Annotated in this window: 21 protein-coding genes; 13 read left to right on the top strand and 8 right to left on the bottom strand. The window is 63.4% G+C overall.

Annotation, left to right across the window (positions count from 1 at the left end):
- Positions 1-3 precede the first annotated feature (3 nt).
- From AC1RJY_RS02000 to bioB, 6 genes are all read right to left on the bottom strand, one after another.
- Positions 4-1,161 carry a cytochrome P450 family protein gene (locus AC1RJY_RS02000; RefSeq protein WP_498601126.1) on the bottom strand — a complete coding sequence of 386 codons (1,158 nt, stop codon included), beginning with the start codon at positions 1,159-1,161 and terminating at the stop codon, positions 4-6.
- The gene (gene bioD / locus AC1RJY_RS01995; RefSeq protein WP_498601124.1) at positions 1,158-1,841 is read right to left on the bottom strand and encodes a dethiobiotin synthase; all 684 of its coding nucleotides are present in this window, start codon (positions 1,839-1,841) and stop codon (positions 1,158-1,160) included. The genes AC1RJY_RS02000 and bioD overlap by 4 nt, the downstream gene beginning before the upstream one ends.
- A complete protein-coding gene (locus tag AC1RJY_RS01990) occupies positions 1,838-2,995 on the bottom strand; it encodes an 8-amino-7-oxononanoate synthase (protein ID WP_498601251.1) in 1,158 nt (385 codons plus the stop codon). Before AC1RJY_RS01990 ends, bioD begins: the two co-directional genes overlap by 4 nt.
- An 8-nt stretch (positions 2,996-3,003) precedes the next feature.
- Positions 3,004-4,329: an adenosylmethionine--8-amino-7-oxononanoate transaminase gene (gene bioA / locus AC1RJY_RS01985; protein WP_498601123.1), complete on the bottom strand. Its 1,326-nt coding sequence runs from the start codon at positions 4,327-4,329 to the stop codon at positions 3,004-3,006.
- Complete coding sequence (gene bsaP / locus AC1RJY_RS01980; protein WP_498601250.1) at positions 4,326-4,433, bottom strand: biotin synthase auxiliary protein BsaP; 108 nt, start codon at positions 4,431-4,433, stop codon at positions 4,326-4,328. The genes bioA and bsaP overlap by 4 nt, the downstream gene beginning before the upstream one ends.
- A 116-nt stretch (positions 4,434-4,549) precedes the next feature.
- Positions 4,550-5,584, bottom strand: coding sequence for a biotin synthase BioB (gene bioB / locus AC1RJY_RS01975; RefSeq protein WP_498601121.1), 1,035 nt, complete (start codon positions 5,582-5,584; stop codon positions 4,550-4,552).
- Positions 5,585-5,778: 194 nt separating this feature from the next.
- Here bioB and AC1RJY_RS01970 point away from each other — a divergent pair, with 194 nt between their 5' ends.
- On the top strand, positions 5,779-7,506 hold the full coding sequence (locus tag AC1RJY_RS01970) for a purine-cytosine permease family protein (protein ID WP_498601119.1): 1,728 nt from the start codon (positions 5,779-5,781) through the stop codon (positions 7,504-7,506).
- 105 nt (positions 7,507-7,611) lie between these two features.
- Here the strand turns inward: AC1RJY_RS01970 and AC1RJY_RS01965 are convergent, their stop codons facing one another.
- Entirely contained in the window at positions 7,612-7,797 is a 186-nt protein-coding gene (locus AC1RJY_RS01965) for a CsbD family protein (protein WP_011773828.1), read from the bottom strand.
- 108 nt (positions 7,798-7,905) lie between these two features.
- Here AC1RJY_RS01965 and AC1RJY_RS01960 point away from each other — a divergent pair, with 108 nt between their 5' ends.
- Positions 7,906-8,889: an SDR family oxidoreductase gene (locus AC1RJY_RS01960; protein WP_043805856.1), complete on the top strand. Its 984-nt coding sequence runs from the start codon at positions 7,906-7,908 to the stop codon at positions 8,887-8,889.
- Positions 8,890-8,913: 24 nt separating this feature from the next.
- Here AC1RJY_RS01960 and AC1RJY_RS01955 read toward each other — a convergent pair whose 3' ends face one another.
- Positions 8,914-10,089 (bottom strand): zinc-dependent alcohol dehydrogenase, encoded by a 1,176-nt coding sequence (locus tag AC1RJY_RS01955; RefSeq protein ID WP_498601118.1) that lies wholly within the window; start codon positions 10,087-10,089, stop codon positions 8,914-8,916.
- A 134-nt stretch (positions 10,090-10,223) separates the two neighbouring features.
- On the opposite strand from AC1RJY_RS01955, the gene AC1RJY_RS01950 reads away from it, so the two are divergent.
- The 11 genes from AC1RJY_RS01950 to AC1RJY_RS01900 all read left to right on the top strand — a co-directional run bounded on the left by AC1RJY_RS01950 (position 10,224) and on the right by AC1RJY_RS01900 (position 20,728).
- Entirely contained in the window at positions 10,224-10,427 is a 204-nt protein-coding gene (locus AC1RJY_RS01950) for a hypothetical protein (protein WP_011773831.1), read from the top strand.
- 236 nt (positions 10,428-10,663) lie between these two features.
- Positions 10,664-11,215 (top strand): hypothetical protein, encoded by a 552-nt coding sequence (locus AC1RJY_RS01945; RefSeq protein WP_498601116.1) that lies wholly within the window; start codon positions 10,664-10,666, stop codon positions 11,213-11,215.
- 26 nt (positions 11,216-11,241) lie between these two features.
- Entirely contained in the window at positions 11,242-11,865 is a 624-nt protein-coding gene (locus AC1RJY_RS01940) for an SIS domain-containing protein (RefSeq protein ID WP_238324528.1), read from the top strand.
- 157 nt (positions 11,866-12,022) lie between these two features.
- Positions 12,023-13,093: an alkene reductase gene (locus AC1RJY_RS01935; protein ID WP_011773834.1), complete on the top strand. Its 1,071-nt coding sequence runs from the start codon at positions 12,023-12,025 to the stop codon at positions 13,091-13,093.
- Between the two features lie 196 nt (positions 13,094-13,289).
- Entirely contained in the window at positions 13,290-13,988 is a 699-nt protein-coding gene (locus AC1RJY_RS01930; RefSeq protein WP_011773835.1) for a GntR family transcriptional regulator, read from the top strand.
- Between the two features lie 228 nt (positions 13,989-14,216).
- On the top strand, positions 14,217-15,218 hold the full coding sequence (locus tag AC1RJY_RS01925; RefSeq protein WP_210064461.1) for a sugar phosphate isomerase/epimerase family protein: 1,002 nt from the start codon (positions 14,217-14,219) through the stop codon (positions 15,216-15,218).
- A gap of 3 nt (positions 15,219-15,221) precedes the next feature.
- On the top strand, positions 15,222-16,976 hold the full coding sequence (gene dhaL / locus AC1RJY_RS01920; protein ID WP_014920982.1) for a dihydroxyacetone kinase subunit DhaL: 1,755 nt from the start codon (positions 15,222-15,224) through the stop codon (positions 16,974-16,976).
- The gene (locus AC1RJY_RS01915; protein WP_014920983.1) at positions 16,973-17,455 is read left to right on the top strand and encodes a ribose-5-phosphate isomerase; all 483 of its coding nucleotides are present in this window, start codon (positions 16,973-16,975) and stop codon (positions 17,453-17,455) included. The genes dhaL and AC1RJY_RS01915 overlap by 4 nt, the downstream gene beginning before the upstream one ends.
- 2 nt (positions 17,456-17,457) lie before the next feature.
- Entirely contained in the window at positions 17,458-18,447 is a 990-nt protein-coding gene (locus tag AC1RJY_RS01910) for a 3-hydroxyacyl-CoA dehydrogenase family protein (protein ID WP_014920984.1), read from the top strand.
- 19 nt (positions 18,448-18,466) lie between these two features.
- Positions 18,467-19,231: an SDR family NAD(P)-dependent oxidoreductase gene (locus AC1RJY_RS01905; RefSeq protein WP_498601113.1), complete on the top strand. Its 765-nt coding sequence runs from the start codon at positions 18,467-18,469 to the stop codon at positions 19,229-19,231.
- Between the two features lie 147 nt (positions 19,232-19,378).
- Positions 19,379-20,728, top strand: coding sequence for an MFS transporter (locus tag AC1RJY_RS01900; RefSeq protein WP_011773842.1), 1,350 nt, complete (start codon positions 19,379-19,381; stop codon positions 20,726-20,728).
- The last annotated feature ends 3 nt before the right edge of the window (positions 20,729-20,731 follow it).

Raw genomic sequence — 20,731 nt, 5'->3', positions numbered from 1 at the left:
AGCCTACCCAGGCTCCACCACCACTGTTCGGGGTGCTTGGAAGGACAACAACCGGATCCAGTCCGGGTTTGAATTCTGTAGACGGACCCCCTTGAGTGCGGCTGCCGTTTCATGAACGACGACGGCGGCCTCCAGCTCTGCGAGCTTGGCTCCTAGGCAGCGGTGGATCCCCGAGCCGAACGCCAAGCCGTACGGGGTTGGCCCCGAACGGTCGGCACCCTCGCCGTCTTCTGTTTCGGCCCAGGGGAATCCGTGGTTGCCGGTCAATTCCAGCAGGATCTCCTCACCGGCCGCGATAGGTGTGCCGTCAAGAAGGGCGTCGTTGGTAGCCACCCGCCGCCAGGTGGGAACGGAGGACTCGGTAGCAAGGACGTGCCGGGCCAGGTCGCGCGCCCTCAGACCGCTTGCCGCCTCGCTCCAGGAGATGCCCCGGGAGCCCTCGGCCAACCGGAACAGCGTGGTGCTGATGAGTTGGGTGGTGGTCTCTTGGCCTGCGATCAGGAGGAAGTAGCCCAATGAGCAGATTTCCTGTGTGCTCAGCCCGTGGAGGGCAAGCGCATTGAAGAGGTTGGAGTCCGGCGAAGCCACAGACTCCAGGACCAATTCCCTCAACCAGGTGTAGAAGTCCGCGGCGCTCTGTGCCAATTCGAGTTGCCGGTCAGCATCCGGCCAACCCCAGAACAGTTCCAAGGAGTCCAAGCTCCACGCCTTCAATGCGGGCACGTCGCGGACCGGCAGCCCCAACATTTCCAGCATGATGACCGCCGGGGGATCCGCGGCCACGGCTTGGACGAGGTCCACGCTTCCATCAGAGGCGAGGGCTTGCGCTGCACGGGCTGCCGATTCCCGGGCCAGACCGCGAATACGGGGTTCCATGGCCGCCACTGTGGCTGGCGTGAAGAAGCCCGCCACCACCTTCCGGATGCCGGTATGGGTCTCGGTGTGGTTGCTCGCCAGGACCGGCGGCAGCGCGAACCGGGCTTTCTGCAGTATGCGCAGCGCCCGCCCACTCAACGGCGTTACAGCGAGCAGGGCGTTGGCCGGGCTGAAGTCCTGGGGCCTGTGCAACACTTCCCGCACCGTGTCGGGGCTCCGCAGCACCCGGTAAGGACAGCTTCCGGACTCAGGAAGTCCTGGTTCCGCAGCCATAGTCGCGCTCATGCCGGAAGCTCTTCGAGCCAATCGCACGCTCGGGCGCGGAAAGCGGCAGGATCCAGTCCGGAGGCGTCAGCAGGAACCGTCCCCAGAAACGGAACGGGCCAACTCCTCAAAGTGGCCAGATTACTGAGCTCCACCGCGCTCGGCGTCGCCGGCCAGCTCCCAAGGACCAAACCCACCACCGGCAGGGCCCGGGTGTCCAGCGCCTCCAGCGTCAGCGCCGTGTGGTTCAACGTGCCCAACGCCGGCCGTGCAACCACGGCGAAACCAGCCTTGTCACCCAGGTGCGCGCCGAGATCAGCCAGCGTCCCGCCGTCGTGGTCCAACTCCACCAGCAGCCCACCGGCGCCTTCCACCAGCACGTGGTCATGGCGGACAGACAACTCACGGATCCGCTGGGCATGGGCGGCCAGTGGGGGCAACGTGACCCCATCCAGTGCGGCGGCGGGGACGGGAGCCATGGGTTCTTCAAGAACCACGCCGGCTTCCGCAGTGAGTGGATCCGCCAACCGGGCAACCTCGGCGCAGTCTGAGTCACCCAGCACGTTTCCGCTTTGGCACGGCTTATAGACGGCAACCTTCCGGCCGCGCGCATGAAGCGCGGCGGTGAGGGCCGCCGTCGTAATGGTCTTGCCGACGCCGGTATCGGTACCGGTGACCAGGATGACGGTAGGTAGTTTCATGATGTTCTCTCCAGGATGCTGCGCAACACCGCGCAGGCTTGCTCAATGTCGGTCGGCGTGAGGGTGGCCCGCGCGGTGAGTCGAAGACGGGACGCCCCGTCCGGGACGGACGGCGGACGGAAACACCCCACGCTGACGCCCGCCGTATGTGCTTTCTTGCTGGCGGCGAGGGCCGCTTCGGCGGACGGCATGGGTATGGACTGGACTGCTCCGGCGGAACGGTCGACGGCGGTGCCGAGCCTCTGCAGCGCGGGTTGCAGTTGGGCAGACAGGGCGGCTGCATTGCGGTGGACGGCCGCGGCACGCCAAGGCTCTGCCCTGATGATGCCAATGGCCGCGAGCGCGGCGGCGGCCGCAGGGGGAGCCAACGCGGTGTCGAAGATGAAGCTTCTGGCCCGGTTCACCAGATGGTCCCTGACCATCGATGAGCCGAGGACAGCGCCGCCTTGGCTGCCGAGCGCCTTGGAAAGGGTGGCGGTGACGATGACGTTGGGATGTCCGGCCAAGCGGGTTCCTGCGATCGCCCCACACCCTTGCTGGCTTCCGGTTCCCGCGACGCCCAAGCTGTGGGCTTCGTCCACCAACAGCATGGCGTCGTGTGTTTCGGCCAGCTCCAGGAGTTCCGCAAGTGGTGATGCATCCCCGCCCACGCTATAGATGGATTCCACGGCGATGACCGCCCGCGGGTGGATGCGGTTGGCCAAAGCCTTCGCTGCGTCCTCCACGCTGTTGTGCCTGAAATTTTTCACCTCGGAGCGGCTCAACCGGAAGCCGTCCATCAACGAGGCGTGGCATTGCTCGTCGGCCACCATCAACGTGCCTGGGCCGCCGAGGGCCGTAGTGACACCCAGATTCGCGAGGTAACCCGAGGAAAAGACCAACGCTGCGTCCGCCCCTATCAGGTGAGCGAGTTCGTGCTCCAACTCCAGGTGCAGTTCGGTGGTGCCCGCCACCAATCGCGATGACGTAGCGCCCGTGCCCCACATTGCGATGGCTTCCCGCGCAGCTTCGGCCAGCCTGGGGTCCGTGGCCAAGCCGAGGTAGTCGTTGCTGGCGAGATCAATCATCCCGGGGTTCACCCCGCGAACCAGCGGCGACCTAACCAAGCCCCGGCGCTCGCGGACGCGGGCTTGGTCCTGCAGCCAGTGGGTCATTGCGGCGCTCACGCAGCCACCCGCTGGTTGGAGGTTTCCTCTACGGCAGCCACCATCGCAGCGGCCATCATGCCCACTTCGGCAGCGGTACTGATATACGGCGGCATCGCGTAGACGAGGTTCCTGAACGGGCGTACCCACGCCCCGTGTTTCACGGCGGCGCGAGTCACCACAGTGACATCCACGGCGTCAGTTAGCTCAATGACCCCCACGGCGCCGAAGGTACGAACGTCCGCAACGGCGTCGAGCTTCACTGCCGGAGCCAGGCCTGCCGTGAGAGCGGCACCGACGCGCGCCACGTCCGTGCTCCAGCCACCCGTCGCAAGGATGCCCAGGCTTGCGTTTGCCGCGGCGCACGCCAGGGGATTGGCCATGAAAGTTGGCCCGTGCAGGAGAGCCCCCGCCTCGCCTGCGGAAACCGTGCGGGCAACGTCGCCCGTGCACAGCGTCGCAGCGAGGGTGAGGTAACCGCCGGTCAGGGCCTTGCCGACGCACAGAATGTCCGGGACGACCCCCGCGTGCTGCGCGGCGAAGAGCTTGCCGGTTCGCCCGAATCCCGTGGCGATCTCGTCCAGGATCAGCAGCAAACCGTGGTGGTCCGCGATCCCGCGCAGGATCCGAACACACTCGGCCGGGTACATGAACATGCCCCCCGCACCTTGGAGCATTGGCTCCACGATGATCGCGGCGAGTTCGTTGGAATGGAGCTGGGCCAGCTCTTCCACTGCGGCCCGCCACTGCTCCATGGCTGCTGCGGTGGCCGTTGCCGCCGCAGGCGGACGCGGGGCGAAGACATTGCCGGCCAACAACCCCGGAAATGAGGAATGCATGCCGTCCACGGGATCGCACACGCCCATGGCCGCGAAGGTGTCACCGTGATAGCCGCCGCGGATCGTCAGGAAGCGCTGCCGTTTGGGCAGTCCACTGGCCGTTTGGAACTGCACTGCCAGTTTGAGGGCGACCTCCACGGAGATGGAACCGGAATCTGCCAGGAACACTCGTTCCAAGCGTCGGCCCGGTTCGCCCGGTGCCATGGCCAACAGGGTTTCCGCGAGTTCCACAGCTGGTTGGTGCGTGAGCCCACCGAACATCACGTGGCTGAAAGTACTGAGCTGGCGTTGGATGGCGGCGTCCATGATGGGGTTCCGGTAGCCGTGGATCACCGACCACCACGACGACATCGCGTCCAGCACCTCATGCGTCCGCCCCTGTTCGTTACGGAGTCGCAGCGCCACGCCGTCGGCGGCTTCTACTTCCCAGAGCGGCAGCGTTGCCGAGGCCGGCGCGTACGGGTGCCACAACGTGGCCCGGTCGCGATCGATCAGCGAGCTCATGACATCAGCCTCCCGTGCCGGGAGCATTCAGCCGTCCACCCCAAGGGCGTTACCTGCACTTTCATGCGGCGTCGGCACTGTGGGCAAAAGCGCGGTGGCTCCATCGCCAGGCGCTGTTGGCAGCTGTGGTGGGCGTTCGACGTCGGGCCGTCACCACCGTAGGCACCGTCACCGCCTTCGCCACCGCAGTGCCCGCAGAATTGCTGTGAAACTGCGGTGGTCACAGTGACTTCTGGAATTCCTTGATGGGCATGTTGAGCTCCACCAGGAGGTTGAGGTCGGCATTGGCGGGGCGGCCCAGAGTAGTGAGGTAGTTGCCCACGATCACGGCGTTGATGCCGCCGAGCAGTCCCTCCCGGGTGCCGAGGTCGCCGAGGGTCAGTTCACGGCCGCCGGCGTAGCGGAGCACCGTGCGCGGCATCGCGAGCCGGAACGCGGCGATGGCACGGAGGGCGTCCTTGCCGTCCATGATGCCTTGGTTCTCCAACGGCGTGCCGGGGCGTGGGTTGAGGAAGTTCAGTGGAACCTCATGCGGTTCAAGGGCGGCGAGCTGCGCGGCGAGTTCAGCCCGTTGCGCCAGCGACTCGCCCATTCCGATCAGCGCACCGCAGCACAGTTCCATTCCGGCGGCTTTGACCATGGCGCAAGTTTCCAGGCGTTCCTCATAGCTGTGGGTGGTGACGACCTCGGGAAAGTAGCTCCGGGCCGTTTCCAGGTTGTGGTTGTAGCGGTGCACGCCCCACTCGGCCAGCTGGTCCACCTGGCGCTGCGTGAGCATGCCCAAGGAACACGCGATGTTGATGTCCACTTCCTCGTTGATGCGGTCAATCGCGAACTTGATCTGGTTCATGAGCTTGATGTCCGGGCCACGGACTGCGGCGACGATGCAGAACTCCGTGGCACCCGTGGCGGCGGTCTCCTTGGCTGCTTTGACCAGCTCGGGGATGTCCAGCCACACACCACGAACGGGGGAGTCGAACAGGCCGGACTGGCTGCAGAAATGGCAGTCCTCGGGGCAGCCGCCGGTCTTGATGGAGATGATGCCTTCCACTTCCACGTCCTCGCCGCAGTACTTGAGGCGAACCTCGTGGGCGAGTTGCAGGGCTTCCGGGATGGCGTCGTCGGGGAGCTCCAGGATGTGGATGAGTTGGGATTCGTTCAGGCCTTCGCCCCGTTCGAGGACCTGCTCGCGGGCGGTTTCCAGGATGGCGTAGGAGGAGGTTTCCCGGGGTGCTTGGGTTGTATGGGTGGTCATGTCCTTGACGGTATCCGTGCTGGTGACGGGCAATTTTGTGGGGTGCACACAAACGGAGCTGGTTGATTTTGGACTTGAACGCACGGGGCAGCTGGTGCAGAAGTTACAGCTGCGAAACATGGACGTGACTGAATTGACGCGCTGCGTGACTAGCGTCGTGGGCGAGGCAAAGTCCCCGACGAAAGCGACGACGAATGACCGACGACAAGGCGAGCACCGCCACACTGGAACCGACGACGGCGGGAGGCACCGCCGTCGGAATCGGTACTACGGGCCTACCGGCGGCAGGCAACGCCGACGCGATGAGCGCCGCGAAAGAGAGCCTGGAAGATTACACGCTCCGGTTCGCCCCGCGGTCCTACCGGAAATGGAGCGCCGGTGTGGTGGCGACCAGTGCCCTGGGTGGCATCGCATACCTGGCCGACTTCTCGATCGGCGCGAACATCGGCATCGCCTATGGAACAGTGAACGCGATCTTTGGCATCATCGTGGCGGCAGTGATCATCTTCGCCACAGGATTCCCGCTGGCCTACTATGCAGCCCGCTACAACATTGACCTGGACCTCATCACCCGGGGTTCGGGCTTTGGCTACTACGGCTCGGTGGTCACCAACATCATCTTTGCCACCTTCACGTTTATTTTCTTCGCGCTTGAGGGCTCCATCATGGCCCAAGGGCTGCAGCTGGGCCTCGGCATTCCGCAGTGGATCGGCTATGCGGTGTCCACCATCATCATCATTCCGCTGGTGATCTACGGGATGAAAACCTTGGCCACCTTGCAGGTGTGGACCACGCCCCTGTGGTTGCTGCTCATGGTGGTTCCCGTGGGCTACCTGCTGCTGTCCCATCCCGAGAGCATCGATGCCTTCTTCGCTTTCACGGGTGCTTCCGGCGAAGGCGGCCCCAACCTGGCTTCGGTGATGCTGGCCGCAGGTGTCTGCTTGTCCCTCATGGCGCAGATCGCGGAGCAGATCGACTACCTTCGCTTCATGCCGCCCAAGACCGCCGAAAACAAGGGTGCTTGGTGGCGCGCAGTGATCCTCGCCGGACCAGGCTGGGTCATCTTCGGTGCCATCAAACAGATCATTGGCCTGTTCATTGCGATCTACCTCATCGCCAAGCTCGACCCCGCAGCCGCTTCTTCCGCAAATGAGCCGGTTCACCAGTTCCTGGGCGTCTACGAAGAGATGATGCCGGCCTGGCTCGCCATGACCCTGGCCGTGGTGCTGGTGGTCATCTCGCAGATCAAGATCAACGTCACCAACGCCTACTCCGGATCGCTCGCCTGGACCAACTCCTTCACTCGCATCACCAAAACCTACCCGGGCCGCATGGTGTTCGTGGTGGTCAACCTGGTCATCGCGCTGATCCTCATGGAATCGAACATGTTCGAGTTCCTCAACACGATCCTGGGCTTCTACGCCAACTGCGCCATGGCCTGGGTTGTCACGGTGGCCTCGGACATAGCCATCAATAAGTACCTGCTGAAGATTTCGCCCAAGGTCCCGGAATTCCGCCGCGGGATGCTCTACGCCGTGAACCCGGTGGGCTTCGTGTCCATGCTCGTCTCTGCCGGGGTGTCCATTGCAGTGTTCTTCGGGGCATTCGGTGCAGCGGTCCAACCGTTCTCGCCGATCTTCGCCGTGGGCCTGGCCTTGGTGCTGCCGCCTGTGTTGGCTCTGGTGACGCGAGGCCGCTACTACCTTCGCCGGACCGACGACGGCATCGACCTGCCCATGTTCGACGCCGACGGTAACCCGAGCGACCAGAAGCTCCTCTGCCACGTTACCGGGCTTGAATTCGAACGCCCGGACATGCTCCGCTCAGCCCAGGACGGGCCCGACGGCGAACCCCAGTACATCTCGTCCCTCGCCTTGTCTACGGACAAGTCGGGCGAGTTGGTACTCCCGGCACAGAAGTAGTCCCCCAACCCAACTGCGGGACAGCACCTGCTTGGGTTTACGTGAACGCCCCGGCTTCCATTGGGGGAGCCGGGGCGTTGCGCTGTGTGTTTAGTGTGCTGCGGCCTACTTGTCGAAGGCGTCCTTCGCGGTGTCCTTGACGTTCTCGCCGGCCTGCTTGGTCTTGGCAGCCGCTTGGTCAGCGACACCTTCGGCCTGCAGCTTCTGGTTGTTCGTGGCGTCACCCAAGGCTTCCTTCGCCTTGCCGGTGACTTCCTGCGCCTTGTTGCTGATCTTGTCTCCGAGTCCCATGGGCCCTCCTTCGATGTAATCCAACACTGACGATTGCTAGGCTAACGAGCAATTCTGGGTACTTCCTGAACATCTCCCACGAATCGTAAGGGTGCTTACACTGAGATCATGGCTGAGGAGACCCGCAACGAAGACACGGAGCAAACCGAGCTCGACGAGGACATCGCCATGGCGCTGGTGAACCACGTCATCAACACCCCGGACGATCCCGAGGGCGAGACAGATCCGAGAACCAAGTATCCGTCCCAAGAATTTGAGCCGCAGACACAGGACTATCCCGGATGGACGGAGGCGATGAACCCGAGGCCTGATCACGGCGAGCAAAGCTATGTGGGACATCACCGCATGATGGGCATGCGGGCATTGATCACTGGTGGCGACAGTGGGATCGGCAGGGCAGTAGCCATTGCCTATGCCCGCGAAGGCGCAGATGTCGCGTTCACTTACCTGCCCGAAGAAGAACAGGACGCCGAGCAGACCGTCCAGCTCATCGAAGACGCCGGCAGCAGGGCCTTGGCATTGCCGGGCGACTTGCAGGACGAAGAGTTCTGCCAAGAAGTCATCGCCCAGACCGTGGCCGAATTCGATGGCCTCAACGTCCTGGTGAACAACGCGGGCTTCCAGATGACCACCGCGCAGGGCATGGAGGACCTGAGCAGCGAACAGTTCGATCGGACTTTCAAAACCAACGTCTATGCGCTGTTCTGGCTCACCAAGGCCGCCTTGCCGCACCTGAAGCCCGGCGCCGCGATCATCAACACTTCTTCCATTCAGGGCTACCATCCCAGTCCGTCGCTGATGGACTATGCAGCCACCAAGGCGGCCATCAACAGCATGACCTTCTCCCTGGCAGAATCACTCGGACCCAAGGGGATCAGGGTCAATGCAGTGGCGCCGGGTCCTGTATGGACACCCCTGCAACCGCCCACGCAGCCCGCGGAAAAGATCGAGAAGTTCGGTCAGGACACCCCGCTGGGCAGGGCGGGGCAGCCTGCCGAACTCGCCGCCACCTACGTGCTGCTGGCCACCGAAGAATCCAGCTACATTTCAGGATCAGTCATTGGGGTGACCGGCGGAAAGCACCTGGCCTAGTGGACTCTGACGTCCGGGGATGTGTCAGGGCTTGAGCACCACTTTGATGCAGCCGTCCTGCTTCTTCTGGAACTTCTCGTAGAGGGCCGGTGCCTCATCCAGTCCTCCCGTGTGGGTGACCAGATGCATGACCCCCAGCGGATCGGCGTCGTCCTCCACCAAGGGGAGTAGATCGTCAATCCAACTGCGAACATTGCATTGACCCATGCGGAGCTGGATTTGCTTGTCGAACATGGTCATGAGGGGCATCGGATCGGCCTGTCCGCCGTACACGCCGCTTAGTGAAATGGTCCCGCCTCGTCGCACCAGGTCCACCGCGGTGTGAAGCGCGGCAAGCCGGTCAACGCTCATGGTTTCCATGGCGACCTGCGCCGGCTTGTCCGGGAGCAAAGAGACCGCCCGGTGAAGGAAAGATGCCACCGGGGATCCGTGAGCTTCCATACCCACGGCGTCCACCACGGAGTCCGGGCCGCGGCCCAGCGTCTGCTCACGGATCTGCTCGGCGACGTGGGAGCTGTAGTCCATGGTCTCTATGCCATGCGTCTCCGCCATCGCGCGGCGCTCCGGGACCGGGTCTACGCCAATCACCCTGAAGCCCTTGTGGACGCCAATCCTCGCGGCGAACTGGCCCACGGGACCGAGCCCGAGCACAGCAAGCGTGCCACCCTCCGGCACGTTCGCATACTCAACTGCCTGCCACGCTGTGGGCAGGATGTCCGAGAGGAACAGGTAACGCTCATCCGGAGCATCCGAATCGACTTTGACGGGGCCGTAGTCTGCGAAGGGAACACGCAGATATTGCGCCTGCCCGCCCGGGACCGAGCCATAAAGTTCGGAGTAGCCGAAAAGTGCCGCCCCTGATCCCTTCGCTGTCACCTGCGTGGTTTCACATTGCGACTGAAGGCCTTGGTTACACATATAGCAATGCCCGCAAGAGATGTTGAACGGCACTACAACGCGGTCGCCCTTCTTCAGCCGGTGGACTTCAGAGCCCACCTCCTCCACGATTCCCATGGGCTCGTGGCCGATGACGTCGCCCTTATGCATGTAGGGGCCCAGCACCTCATAGAGGTGGAGGTCGGAGCCGCAAATGGCTGTGGAGGTAATCCGGACAATCGCGTCCGTGGGTTCCTGGATGGAGGGGTCCGGGACGTCTTCGACGCTGAGCGAACGCCGGCCCTGCCATGTCACTGCTTTCACGATTGGTTCTCCCTGCGTTACGGCTGGCTGGGTCCCTCGCTGCTGGAGACCCTCCCAGCGAAGCAGAGATAGCGCGGGCGCACAAGGCTGCCCGGCCCCTCGACACCGCCAAGGGGCGGGCTTAGATTGAGGCCATGAGCGACCAACCGAACGAAGCTGAAGTGACGCCGTCCAAAGCCTCGGAGCCTGAGGTGCCTGCCGCCGTCGAGCATGACAGCGGTGAGGCCGGAACGGGCGATTTCACCACCGAACTGGACCCCACGTTCATCCCGGACGAAAGCGGTGAGACTCCGGAAGAGAAGCGCGCCAGGGAGCAACCGGAAGCGACGGGGAGCTGAAACTAGTAAGTACCCTGATTGATGGTGTTAAGCTGATGGAGGGAGAGAGTTTTCGGGCAGAGCTGACCGAGGAGTGATCGCGTTATCCAAAGCCGTTGTGGCTTCCGAATGGAGCTGCCCGCCTGAAAGGCCCGCACCGTTTCGAGGTTGCCCCAGCGGGGTACACCAGAGGTACCAAGCACAGCGTGGGCCACGAGCGGCGCCCACAGAAGCCGCTCACCAGGGAGGTAATCCACATGGATACAGGACAACTGGTACTTATTATCGTGCTGGCCGTCGTCGTCATCGCCGCTGTGATTGTCGCAGTTGTTGTGGGGCGTCGTAAAAAGGCTGAGGTCAACCGCCACCGCGCCGAAGAGTTGCGCGAGAAGGCGGCTGAGGAAGCCATCGGCGCACACCAGGCGAAGGCCGAATCAGCACAGGCGGAGGCCCACGCGCTGCAGGCCGAAGTCGAGGCGGAACGACTCCGAAAGGACGCGGAACGCCACGCCGAGAAGGCCAACGAAGCCCACGCGCGCGTCGAAGAACAACTTCGCCATGCGGACAAACTGGACCCGAAGACGAACCCGGACCGTTCACAGGACGCAAACCGTTCACAGGACGCAAACCGTTCACAGGACGCGAACCGTTCACAGGACGCGGACTACTCACAGGACGCGAACCGCTCACATGACGCGGACCGCGATCGCTCCCATGTCGCCGAGGGTGAGCGTCTCACCAGGGACCGCAGCGGGCGCGAGGGCACACCACGTGACGGCTCGACGCGTGAGGGTGACAGGAACCTATAGTTTCAGCGAAGAAACGGAGGCAGGAAGTGAGTATCGTGGTGAGGCGAACAGGTCAGGCGATGCGCGCCACTGAGACGAAGGCCAACAGGCATGCAGTCGATGTGGTTTTGGGGCACTTAGGCGAGATCGGGCCGGCTGTGGCAGCACTGCGCCGGGAATCTTCGCGGCTTGCCGAGTGGGGCGAGGAACTGGCTCGTGTCAGGTTGCGCGGCGGGAGTGTTTTCGCCGCAGGCAGCGACGGATCCTCCCACGAGGCGCAGAGGTTCACATCCGAACTGAATGCCCACGATCCCGTGAGCGGTTCGGGGTTCAAAGCCATCTCCATCACCAAGGCCGCGGCTGGTTCTGACGGCTCCGCCGGAAGCATGAGCGAGCAGGTATCCAAACAGGTTCGCCGGGGTGACATCGTGGTCCTGCTCGCCGCGAAAGGGATCACCGACGAACTCCGGGAGGCTGCCGCCGCCGCGAAGGCGCAAGGTGCACGCTTATGGGCACTGACCGGCAAGGAATCCAAGGACCTCGCACAGTCGGTAAATGAAGCCATCTGCATCGACACCGATCCGCCACATGCCGAAGAAGCGCACCTAGTGGCGGTGCTGGCGCTTTGCGAGTGCTTCGAAGACGCACTGAAGAACATCAAGCCGGAGTGATACGGCCCAACTAACTGGCAGTAGCGGTTGTTTTGAAGCGTCAGAACTACCGCTACTGCCAGCTACTTTGGCATGTGATCTGCGCCTCCTTCGGAATAGTTGCAGACGCCATACAGTTGCGCAGGATGAACGTGATTCAATCTGAAAGGAACTGCGCATGCTGTTTTCCCCTCTGGCCCTCGGCGAGCTTGAACTTTCCAACCGACTGGTGATGGCGCCCCTGACGCGCCTCCGCGCGGGTCAGAACGGGGTGCCGGGTTCATTGATCGCTGAGCATTATCGGCAGCGGGCTTCCCTCGGCTTGATCGTTAGCGAGGGCACCTATCCCACGCCCGCCGGCCAGTCATACCCGGGACAGCCGGGGCTCGTCACGGAGGAGCAAATCGCAGGCTGGAAGAAGGTCACCGACGCTGTTCACGCTGCGGGCGGCCGCATCTTTGCCCAGATCATGCACGGCGGGCGCGTTTCGCACGCCGATATCACCAGTGGCCACGAGATCGTCGGCCCCAGCGCCGTCGCCATCGAAGGTGAAGTTCGCACGCCCAACGGCAAGCAGGCTTACCCGGTACCGCGCGAACTCCGCACCGACGAGCTCCCGGGAGTTATCCAGGAAATTGTCACCGCCTCCACGAACGCCATTGAGGCAGGTTTCGACGGCGTTGAGCTTCACTCCGCCAACGGCTACCTGTTGCACGAGTTCCTTGCGCCCAACTCCAACGTGCGCACTGACAGCTACGGCGGCTCCCCGGAGAACCGGGCCCGCTTCGTGATCGAGACAGTCAACGCCGTGGTGGAGGCGCTCGGCGCAAACCGCGTAGGCATCCGCATTTCCCCCGAGCACAATGTGCAGGGAATTGCCGAGACAGACGCCGCCGACGTCCGCGCAACCTACGAGGTTTTGGTGGATACCATCGCACCACTGAACCTGGCCTACCTGAGCATCCTCCACCATGACCCCAAGAGTGCCTTGGTCCAGGGTCTCCGCGAGCGTTTCAACGGCACGTTCCTGGTGAACACCGGCTTCAGCGAAATCACTACCCGTGACGAAGCTTTCGCCATCATCGAAGACGGCCTTGCCGACGCCGTAGTGGTGGGCCGCCCCGCCATTGCCAACCCGGACCTCGCCCGCCGCTGGCGTGAAAGCCTGCCGCTCAACGAGCCGGACGCCTCCACCTTCTACGCAGACGGCGCCGAGGGCTACACGGACTACCCGTTCTACTCGAACTAAAGCGCAGCACCCCAAGATAGACCACGACGTCGGCACCCGCCTGGGCGCCGACGTCGTGGTTTAACCCGTGCTCGCCCAACTGTCTGGCACTAGTGGTTGTTCTGAGCCTTGATAACAACCACACATGCTAGATAGTTGGGGAATGTGACAGGACCGCTGCCTCGCCCGGCGCGTGCATTCCTATAGGATTTGTGCCATGGCTGAACCTTCCCCGTCCGTTGCCCGCGCTGGCTTTCCTGTCAGCCGCCAAGTGCTGGCCGACCATGTATACGAAGCCCTCCTCGAGTGGCTCATGGATGGTCGGTTGGAGCCCGGGGCAGCGGTGAGCATCGACGGGATGGCTCGCGAACTCGACGTTTCGCCGACGCCGGTGCGGGAAGCGTTGGCCCGTTTGGAGCACACGGGAATGGTGCGGCGTGTGGCGCTAAAGGGCTACCGTGTGGCACCCGTGTTCACCCGCGAGGACTTTGCCGAACTCATGGAGGCCCGGTTGTCCATTGAGCCGGTCAACGCCCGATTGGCCTGTTCGCGGATGACCCCCGACGGTCTTGACGCTCTGAAGCAAGCTGTGGAGGACCTGAAAACTGCTCCCCGTGGGGGGTCGTTTGCGGAGTACCGCAGTTACCTGGAAGCCGATGAGCGCTTCCACCAACTCATCGCCGCGCAAGCCAGCAACCAATTTCTGCTAGCCGCCTACAACACGCTGGGCGGGCAGATCCAACGCTTCCGACTGTTTGGGGGAGTGGGCATCACCGACGCCGAGCAAGCGATCGCTGAGCACCAGGCCGTCCTGGACGCCATGATCAGCGGGGACCCGGAAAGGGCCGCTTCCATGATGGTGGATCACGTCCAGAAGGTGCGCGGCCGAGCGATGGCAGACGCGCCGGAGGACTAGGCCCGGCACTCCTCCTGAGGCGCGCCCGTTTCCGCCCGGCGCACCAGTGGTTACGGGGGCGTTTGGCGGCAAGTGGTGCGCCCCGCGCCCACATCGACAGCCAAAGTGATCCCCTTCACATCATATATGTAAGACATATAGGATCTAGGAAGTTTCGCAAAAGGGTTGACAGCGTTCCATCGTTCGTAAATCCTATAGGAAACAGGATTCCACGAAGGAGTGATCATCATGGCGTACACCGCCGAGAATTGGCCCATCACCGCGGCCCTCCTGCAGTTCCCCGGCACGGATGCCGCAGGGCAGCAGGTCAACGACGCCGATGCTTCCGTTTGGGCCGCCGTCCTCCAGGAAGTCAAGGATGCCGGTTTCGCTAACGCAGACCTCACCGATAGCTGGGTTCGCCCGGGCGACCTCAGCAAGGAACGACTTGCCGAATTCAAGCAGACCGCTGATGAAGTGGGCATTGGCGTGCCGGTGATCTCCGCCATCCGCCGCAGCGTCATCCATGCCACGGACTGGGCCGACAACCTCGCCTACAGCCACCGCACCATCGACGCCGCTGCGGAGCTGGGATGTGAAGTAGTGTCCTTCGGACTTCACCAGGCCATCACCCCTGAGCAGCAGAAGCAGCTGTGGTTCTGGACCGTCGAGGGTTACAAGGACCCGGTGGGGGACAAGGAAGCGTGGGGCAACGCCGTCTCCCGCATCCGGGAACTTGGGAAGCATGCGGCCGAGGCCGGCGTCCTCCTCTCCCTGGAAATGTACGAAGACACGTACCTCGGAACCGCTGACTCCTCAGTGCAACTGGTCCAGGACATCGGCCTGGACAACGTTGGCCTGAACCCGGACCTTGGCAACCTGATCCGTTTGCACCGGCCCATCGAGGACTGGCGCGAGATGGTGGCAAAGACCCTGCCGTACTCCAACTACTGGCACATGAAGAACTACATCCGGGACGAAGACGTGGCCCGGGACAGCTACATCACCATGCCGGCGCCCATGGAAAGCGGCCTTATCAACTACCGCGAGGCCTTCAAGTTTGCGGTTTCCGTCGGCTTCCAAGGCATTCTTTGCACCGAGCACTACGGCGGCGATGGCCTCAGTGTCACGGCAAGCAACCAGGACTACCTCCGCCGGCACGTCCTGCCCAAGACCGACGGCTATGAGCTCGGCCAGAGCCAGGTAGCCCAGGGGCGCCAAGTACCGGCAACGCAGCTCGCAGGAGTCTAGGAAATGACACAGATTTTCGACAACCCGGCAGACTTTGCCGATGACGCGCTGGACGGCTTCGTGGCTGCCAACCGTGGCTACGTCGCACGCGTTGACGGCGGTGTGGTCCGCTCCACGGAAGTCCCCTCCGGCCAGGTTGCCCTGGTGGTTGGTGGCGGCTCGGGACACTATCCGGCCTTCGCCGGGCTGGTAGGCCCAGGCCTTGCAACGGGTTCGGCGTGCGGCAACATGTTCGCCTCCCCGGCGGCCGGCCAGGTTTACCGTGTAGCGAAGGCGGCCAACGCCGGTGGTGGAGTGCTGCTCAGTTACGGCAACTACGCCGGCGACGTGTTGCACTTCGGCCAGGCGCAGCTCCGGCTCAACGCTGAGGGCATCGAAACCCGCACTGTCACCGTCACGGACGACATCGCCAGCGCTCCGATCGAGCAGCTCGAGAAGCGCCGCGGCATCGCGGGGGACCTCACCGTTTTCAAGATTGCCGGCGCCGCCGCCGAAGCGGGACTGGACCTTGACGCCGTCGAGCGTCTGGCCATCAAGACCAACTACCGGACCCGTTCGCTGGGTGTGGCCTTTGACGGCTGCACGCTTCCCGGCGCCAAGGATCCGCTGTTCCATGTTCCTGCAGGGCAGATGTCATTGGGCCTGGGGATTCACGGCGAACCCGGAATTTCCGAGCACCCGATGCCCACCGCATCCGAGCTGGCGGAGCTGCTGGTCACCAAGCTGCTCGCGGACAAACCTGAGGACGCCGCGGACCGCGTGGTGGCTATCGTCAACGGCCTTGGCACGGTGAAGTATGACGAACTCTTCCTCCTGTTCGGCAAGATCGAGAAACTACTGACGGCGGCAGGCCTCACCGTGGTGGAGCCCGAGTGCGGTGAGCTGGTGACCAGCCTGGACATGTCCGGGCTCTCCCTGACATTGCTGTGGTTGGACGATGAACTTGAGCAGTACTGGGCTGCACCGGCTGACACCCCGGCGTTCCGCAAGGGCAGCATGGCGCCCCGCGCGCCACGCGCCGAGGCAGCAATCGACGACGCCGAAACCGCCGACGTCGAGCAGCCCACCCCGGCAGCGGCTGAACTCGGGCGGCAGGCCGTGGCCATCCTCGCCCAGGTGCGGGACGTCGTCGTCGAACATGAAGAGGAACTCGGCAAGCTGGACGCGATCGCCGGCGATGGTGACCACGGCATCGGCATGCGGCGCGGCGTCGATGCTGCCGCCGCCGCAAGCGAAGGCGCCGAAGGTGCTTCCGTTGCGCGCGTTCTGACAGCAGCCGGGGAAGCTTGGAGCGAGCGGGCCGGCGGGACGTCCGGGGCGCTGTGGGGTTCGGCAGTCATCGCGGCCGGGCAGTCGCTCGGGAACCGTGAAAGCTACACCTCGGAGGACGCGGCCGCCGCTGTGGACGCCTTCGTGCGGGCCATCACCGAACTCGGCAAAGCGGATCCCGGGGACAAGACCATGGTGGACGCGCTCCTGCCGTTCCGGGACACCTTCCTCACAGAACTCGACGGCGGTACTCCCGTTGACCGGGCCCTGGCAGTTGCCGCTGCGGCAGCCGAGTCCGCTGCAGCGAAGACAGCTGAACTTCGGCCGCTCAAGGGCCGGGCGCGACCGCTCGCGGAAAAGAGCATCGGGCACCCTGATCCGGGTGCGGTGTCCTTTGGGTTGATCGCCGCCAGGATCTCGCAATTTATCGATTCACAACTGGCCACCGCTTCTTCAGCGGCAGCGGCCGGAAACGGAGCCCAAGCATGAGCAACAACCACGGCTGGCGCATCGTCGTCGGCAACGATGAAGCCGGTGTCGAGTACAAGCAGGCACTCCTTGCCCTGCTGGAAGCGGACCCGCGCGTGGCTTCCGTGACGGACGTCGGCGTTGGCTTCAACGACTCCACGGCCTACCCGCACGTCGCCGTCGATGCCGCCCGCAAGGTGGCTGAGGGCGAAGCTGACCGGGCCTTGTTGATCTGCGGCACGGGATTGGGTGTTGCGATTGCCGCCAACAAGGTCCCCGGAATCCGCGCGGTTACCGCCCACGACAGCTACTCCGTGGAACGGTCCGTCCTGAGCAACAATGCCCAGGTCCTGACGCTGGGCCAGCGGGTGATTGGCTTGGAACTGGCCAAAAAGCTCGTAGGGGAGTGGCTCGACCACCGCTTCGATCAAAACTCATCCTCCGCCGCCAAGGTGGACGCCATCTGCTCGTACGAGCCCGACTACACGAAGGCAGTCTGATCATGACAATTTCCGAAACAACCGAAGGAAACCCGAGCAACGCAGCCCGGAAGATCGCCGTCGTCGGGTCCGGATACATGGGCGGCGGCATCGCCCAGGTGCTGGCGCTCGGTGGCGCGCGTGTTGCGCTTGCCGATGTTTCTGCCGAGGTAGCGCAGAAGAACTTCGACCGCCTGCTGGTGGAGTCGGACCAGTTCATCGCGGATGGGCTTTTCCCTGAAGGTGCCACCGAGATCCTGAAGCAGAACCTATGGGCAGCCAAGGACATCGAAGAAGCCGTGTCGGATGCGGACTTCATTGAGGAGTGCGTTCCGGAGGTGCTGGAAATCAAGCATCAGTCCTTGGCCCGGATCAGCGCCGCAGCCCGCCCGGACGCCGTGATCGGCTCCAACACGTCCACCATCTCCATCGCTGCCCTTGCCGAGGCCGTCACCAATCCGGAGCGCTTCCTCGGCGTGCACTTCTCCAACCCGTCGCCATTCATTCCGGGCGTCGAGATCATCCCTCACGCTGAAACTTCTGCCGCAACCGTGGCCGCGTCGCGCGAGCTGGTGCACGCTGCAGGCAAGCAGACCGCCGTCGTCAAGGACGTCACCGGCTTCGTGCTGAACCGCCTGCAATACGCGCTTTTCCACGAGGCAGCCCAGCTGGTGGAGCAGGGAATCGCAACAGCGGACGACGTCGACACCCTGGTGCGTACGACGTTCGGCTTCCGCTTGCCGTTCTTTGGTCCGTTCGCCATCGCGGATATGGCCGGTTTGGACGTCTATAACTTCTGCTACAAGTCGCTGCAGACCGGATTCCCGGAACGCTTCGCGACGCCGAAGATCCTCTCGGACCTCGTGGAAGCAGGCAAGCTCGGCACCAAGACCGGCGCCGGCTTCCTCAACGTTCCCGCCGAGCGCACTCCGGAACTCATCGCCTACCGCAACAAGGCCTACGTCGCCATGCAGAAGCTCATTGAAGAGCTCGGCCCGGCCCCCATCAACTAAGACATTCAGGAGAAAACACATGACTTTCCCCGTAGAACGCACTGCGATTGTCACCGGCGCCGTTTCCGAACGCGGCATTGGCCGAGCCACCGTCAACTACCTGGCCGCGCAAGGCTGGAACATCGGCATCATCGATCTTGATGACGCCGCCTGCAAGATCGCAGCAAAGGAAATCGCCGCAGAACATGGTGTGCAGGCCCACGGTGTGGGCGCCAACGTAGCCAGCGAAGCCGAAGTCCGCGCAGCCATCGACGAGCTGGAGGCTGAGCTGCCGCAGATCGTCGCGCTGGCCAACGTTGCCGGCGTCAGCTCACCCGTTGGCTACCTGGAACTCGAACCCGCCGAGTGGGACCGCGTCCTGAACATCAACCTCAACGGAGTCCACTACGCCACCCGCCGTGTGGCCGAGTCTATGGTCAAGAACCGCATCGGGCGGATCGTGAACATCTCCTCCGTTTCCGCCCAACGCGGCGGCGGCACGTTCTCCAAAACCCCGTACTCCGTAGCCAAAGCAGGCGTCATTGGATTGACCCGCGCCACGGCACGCGAACTTGGCGAGTACGACATCACCGTCAACGCCATCTCTCCCGGGCCCATCGACACCGACATCATGGGCGGAACGCTGAGCCAGGAACGCAAAGATGAGCTCACCAAGGACCTTGTCGTGAACCGTGTGGGCTCCACCCGGGACATCGCAGCCGCCATCGCTTTCCTCATCAGCGAGGACTCCGGATACATTTCCGGGCAAACGCTGAATGTGGATGGCGGACTGTACATGCACTAGGGCTCGTCCATGAAGACCTGGTCAAGAGAACGCAAGATCTACCTTGCCGTGGGCATCCTTGCCTGCGCAGTGGGCATGGTGCTCATCTTCTTCCCGCGCTGATCGCGGCTGCATTAGTCATTTCCTGTCACTCAAAGAGGAGTTTCAATGTCTGTTGCCACCAATTCCACTAAGGAGTTGCTGGACACGCCGGTCCTCAAATCGGCGATCTCCAAAGCATCGCGGCGGCTCATGCCAATGCTTGTCATCCTGTACGTCGTGGCCTTCCTGGACCGCACCAACGTTGGTTTCGCCGAAGCCGCACTTGAAGTGGACAAGGGCATCACCGCAGGTGCTTACGCGCTGGGCGCCGGTATCTTCTTCATCGGCTACGCCCTGTTCGAGATCCCCAGCAACCTGTTGCTGACCAAATTTGGTGCGAAGGTGTGGCTCGCCCGCATCGCCATTACGTGGGGCATCGTTTCGGCCTGCTTCGCTTTCGTCCAGGGTGAGACATCCTTCATCATCCTTCGATTCCTGCTGGGCGTCACCGAGGCCGGCCTGTTCCCGGGCGTCATCATGTTCCTGGCGGCGTGGTTCCCCAACAAGGTCCGCGTGAAGATGTTCGCCATCTTCTACCTGGCCCAGCCGTTCTCACAGATGATGGGCGCACCGCTGTCCGGCTGGCTCATCAACATCGGCGACCAGGTTCCGGGCGTCGCAGGCTGGCAGGTCATGTTCTTCGTAGAAGGCATGCTCGCAGTCCTGGCCGGCATCGCGGCGTACTTCTTCCTCATCAACAGCCCCCAGGATGCCAAATTCCTCACCAAGGAGGAGAAACGGGCCCTGTCCGACGTCATGGCGCTCGAAGACACCGTCAAGGAAGAAACGGGTCCACGCGGTGTCCTGGCATCCATGCGCAACGGCCGGGTCTGGTACTTCACTGTCATCTACTTCTGCCTGCAGGTTGCGGTCTACGGTGTCACGTTCTACCTGCCACAGCAGGTGGCACAGCTGACCGGCCAAAAGGTGGGCATCGCCGTCGGACTCCTGGCCGCGATCCCGTGGTTCTTTGGCATCTTCGCCTGCTACTTCATCGGCAAAGCCGCCAACACGGTGGAACGCCGCCGCCGTTGGGGTACTGCATTGTTCATCTCCACCGGCCTCTGCATCTTCGGGTCCGCATGGGCCGGCGCCAACCAGCTGCCGGCACTCGGGATCATCTTCATCACGCTGGCGGTGTGCAGCTTCCTGTCCACAGGTCCCATTTGCTGGTCATATCCGACGGCGTTCCTTACCGGCACTGCCGCCGCTGCGGGTATCGGTCTGATCAACTCGCTGGGCAACCTGGGTGGGTTCGTCGCCCCGATCCTTCGCACCACGGTCAATGAGGTCACGGCCTCCGACACCGGCACCATGGGTGTTTACGCGCTGGGGGTGCTGCCGTTCCTTGCTGCTCTCCTGATGTTCGGCACCAAGCGCTTCAGCAACAAGGCTGACGAACTGTTGGGGAAGTAAACC

The sequence above is a fragment of the Arthrobacter sp. GW822-FHT05G07 genome (genome assembly GCF_058799755.1).
The sequence above is the reverse complement of the archived record's forward strand: the minus strand, read 5'-3'. Positions and strand labels throughout refer to the sequence as shown.

What these genes read in the sequence shown, in the direction of transcription:
- AC1RJY_RS02000 (WP_498601126.1), bottom strand. Translation starts at nt 1,161, where the DNA reads ATGAGCGCGACTATGGCTGCGGAACCAGGACTTCCTGAGTCCGGAAGC.
- bioD (WP_498601124.1), bottom strand. Translation starts at nt 1,841, where the DNA reads ATGAAACTACCTACCGTCATCCTGGTCACCGGTACCGATACCGGCGTC.
- AC1RJY_RS01990 (WP_498601251.1), bottom strand. Translation starts at nt 2,995, where the DNA reads ATGACCCACTGGCTGCAGGACCAAGCCCGCGTCCGCGAGCGCCGGGGC.
- bioA (WP_498601123.1), bottom strand. Translation starts at nt 4,329, where the DNA reads ATGAGCTCGCTGATCGATCGCGACCGGGCCACGTTGTGGCACCCGTAC.
- bsaP (WP_498601250.1), bottom strand. Translation starts at nt 4,433, where the DNA reads ATGGAGCCACCGCGCTTTTGCCCACAGTGCCGACGCCGCATGAAAGTG.
- bioB (WP_498601121.1), bottom strand. Translation starts at nt 5,584, where the DNA reads ATGACCACCCATACAACCCAAGCACCCCGGGAAACCTCCTCCTACGCC.
- AC1RJY_RS01970 (WP_498601119.1), top strand. Translation starts at nt 5,779, where the DNA reads ATGACCGACGACAAGGCGAGCACCGCCACACTGGAACCGACGACGGCG.
- AC1RJY_RS01965 (WP_011773828.1), bottom strand. Translation starts at nt 7,797, where the DNA reads ATGGGACTCGGAGACAAGATCAGCAACAAGGCGCAGGAAGTCACCGGC.
- AC1RJY_RS01960 (WP_043805856.1), top strand. Translation starts at nt 7,906, where the DNA reads ATGGCTGAGGAGACCCGCAACGAAGACACGGAGCAAACCGAGCTCGAC.
- AC1RJY_RS01950 (WP_011773831.1), top strand. Translation starts at nt 10,224, where the DNA reads ATGAGCGACCAACCGAACGAAGCTGAAGTGACGCCGTCCAAAGCCTCG.
- AC1RJY_RS01945 (WP_498601116.1), top strand. Translation starts at nt 10,664, where the DNA reads ATGGATACAGGACAACTGGTACTTATTATCGTGCTGGCCGTCGTCGTC.
- AC1RJY_RS01935 (WP_011773834.1), top strand. Translation starts at nt 12,023, where the DNA reads ATGCTGTTTTCCCCTCTGGCCCTCGGCGAGCTTGAACTTTCCAACCGA.
- AC1RJY_RS01930 (WP_011773835.1), top strand. Translation starts at nt 13,290, where the DNA reads ATGGCTGAACCTTCCCCGTCCGTTGCCCGCGCTGGCTTTCCTGTCAGC.
- AC1RJY_RS01925 (WP_210064461.1), top strand. Translation starts at nt 14,217, where the DNA reads ATGGCGTACACCGCCGAGAATTGGCCCATCACCGCGGCCCTCCTGCAG.
- dhaL (WP_014920982.1), top strand. Translation starts at nt 15,222, where the DNA reads ATGACACAGATTTTCGACAACCCGGCAGACTTTGCCGATGACGCGCTG.
- AC1RJY_RS01915 (WP_014920983.1), top strand. Translation starts at nt 16,973, where the DNA reads ATGAGCAACAACCACGGCTGGCGCATCGTCGTCGGCAACGATGAAGCC.
- AC1RJY_RS01910 (WP_014920984.1), top strand. Translation starts at nt 17,458, where the DNA reads ATGACAATTTCCGAAACAACCGAAGGAAACCCGAGCAACGCAGCCCGG.
- AC1RJY_RS01905 (WP_498601113.1), top strand. Translation starts at nt 18,467, where the DNA reads ATGACTTTCCCCGTAGAACGCACTGCGATTGTCACCGGCGCCGTTTCC.
- AC1RJY_RS01900 (WP_011773842.1), top strand. Translation starts at nt 19,379, where the DNA reads ATGTCTGTTGCCACCAATTCCACTAAGGAGTTGCTGGACACGCCGGTC.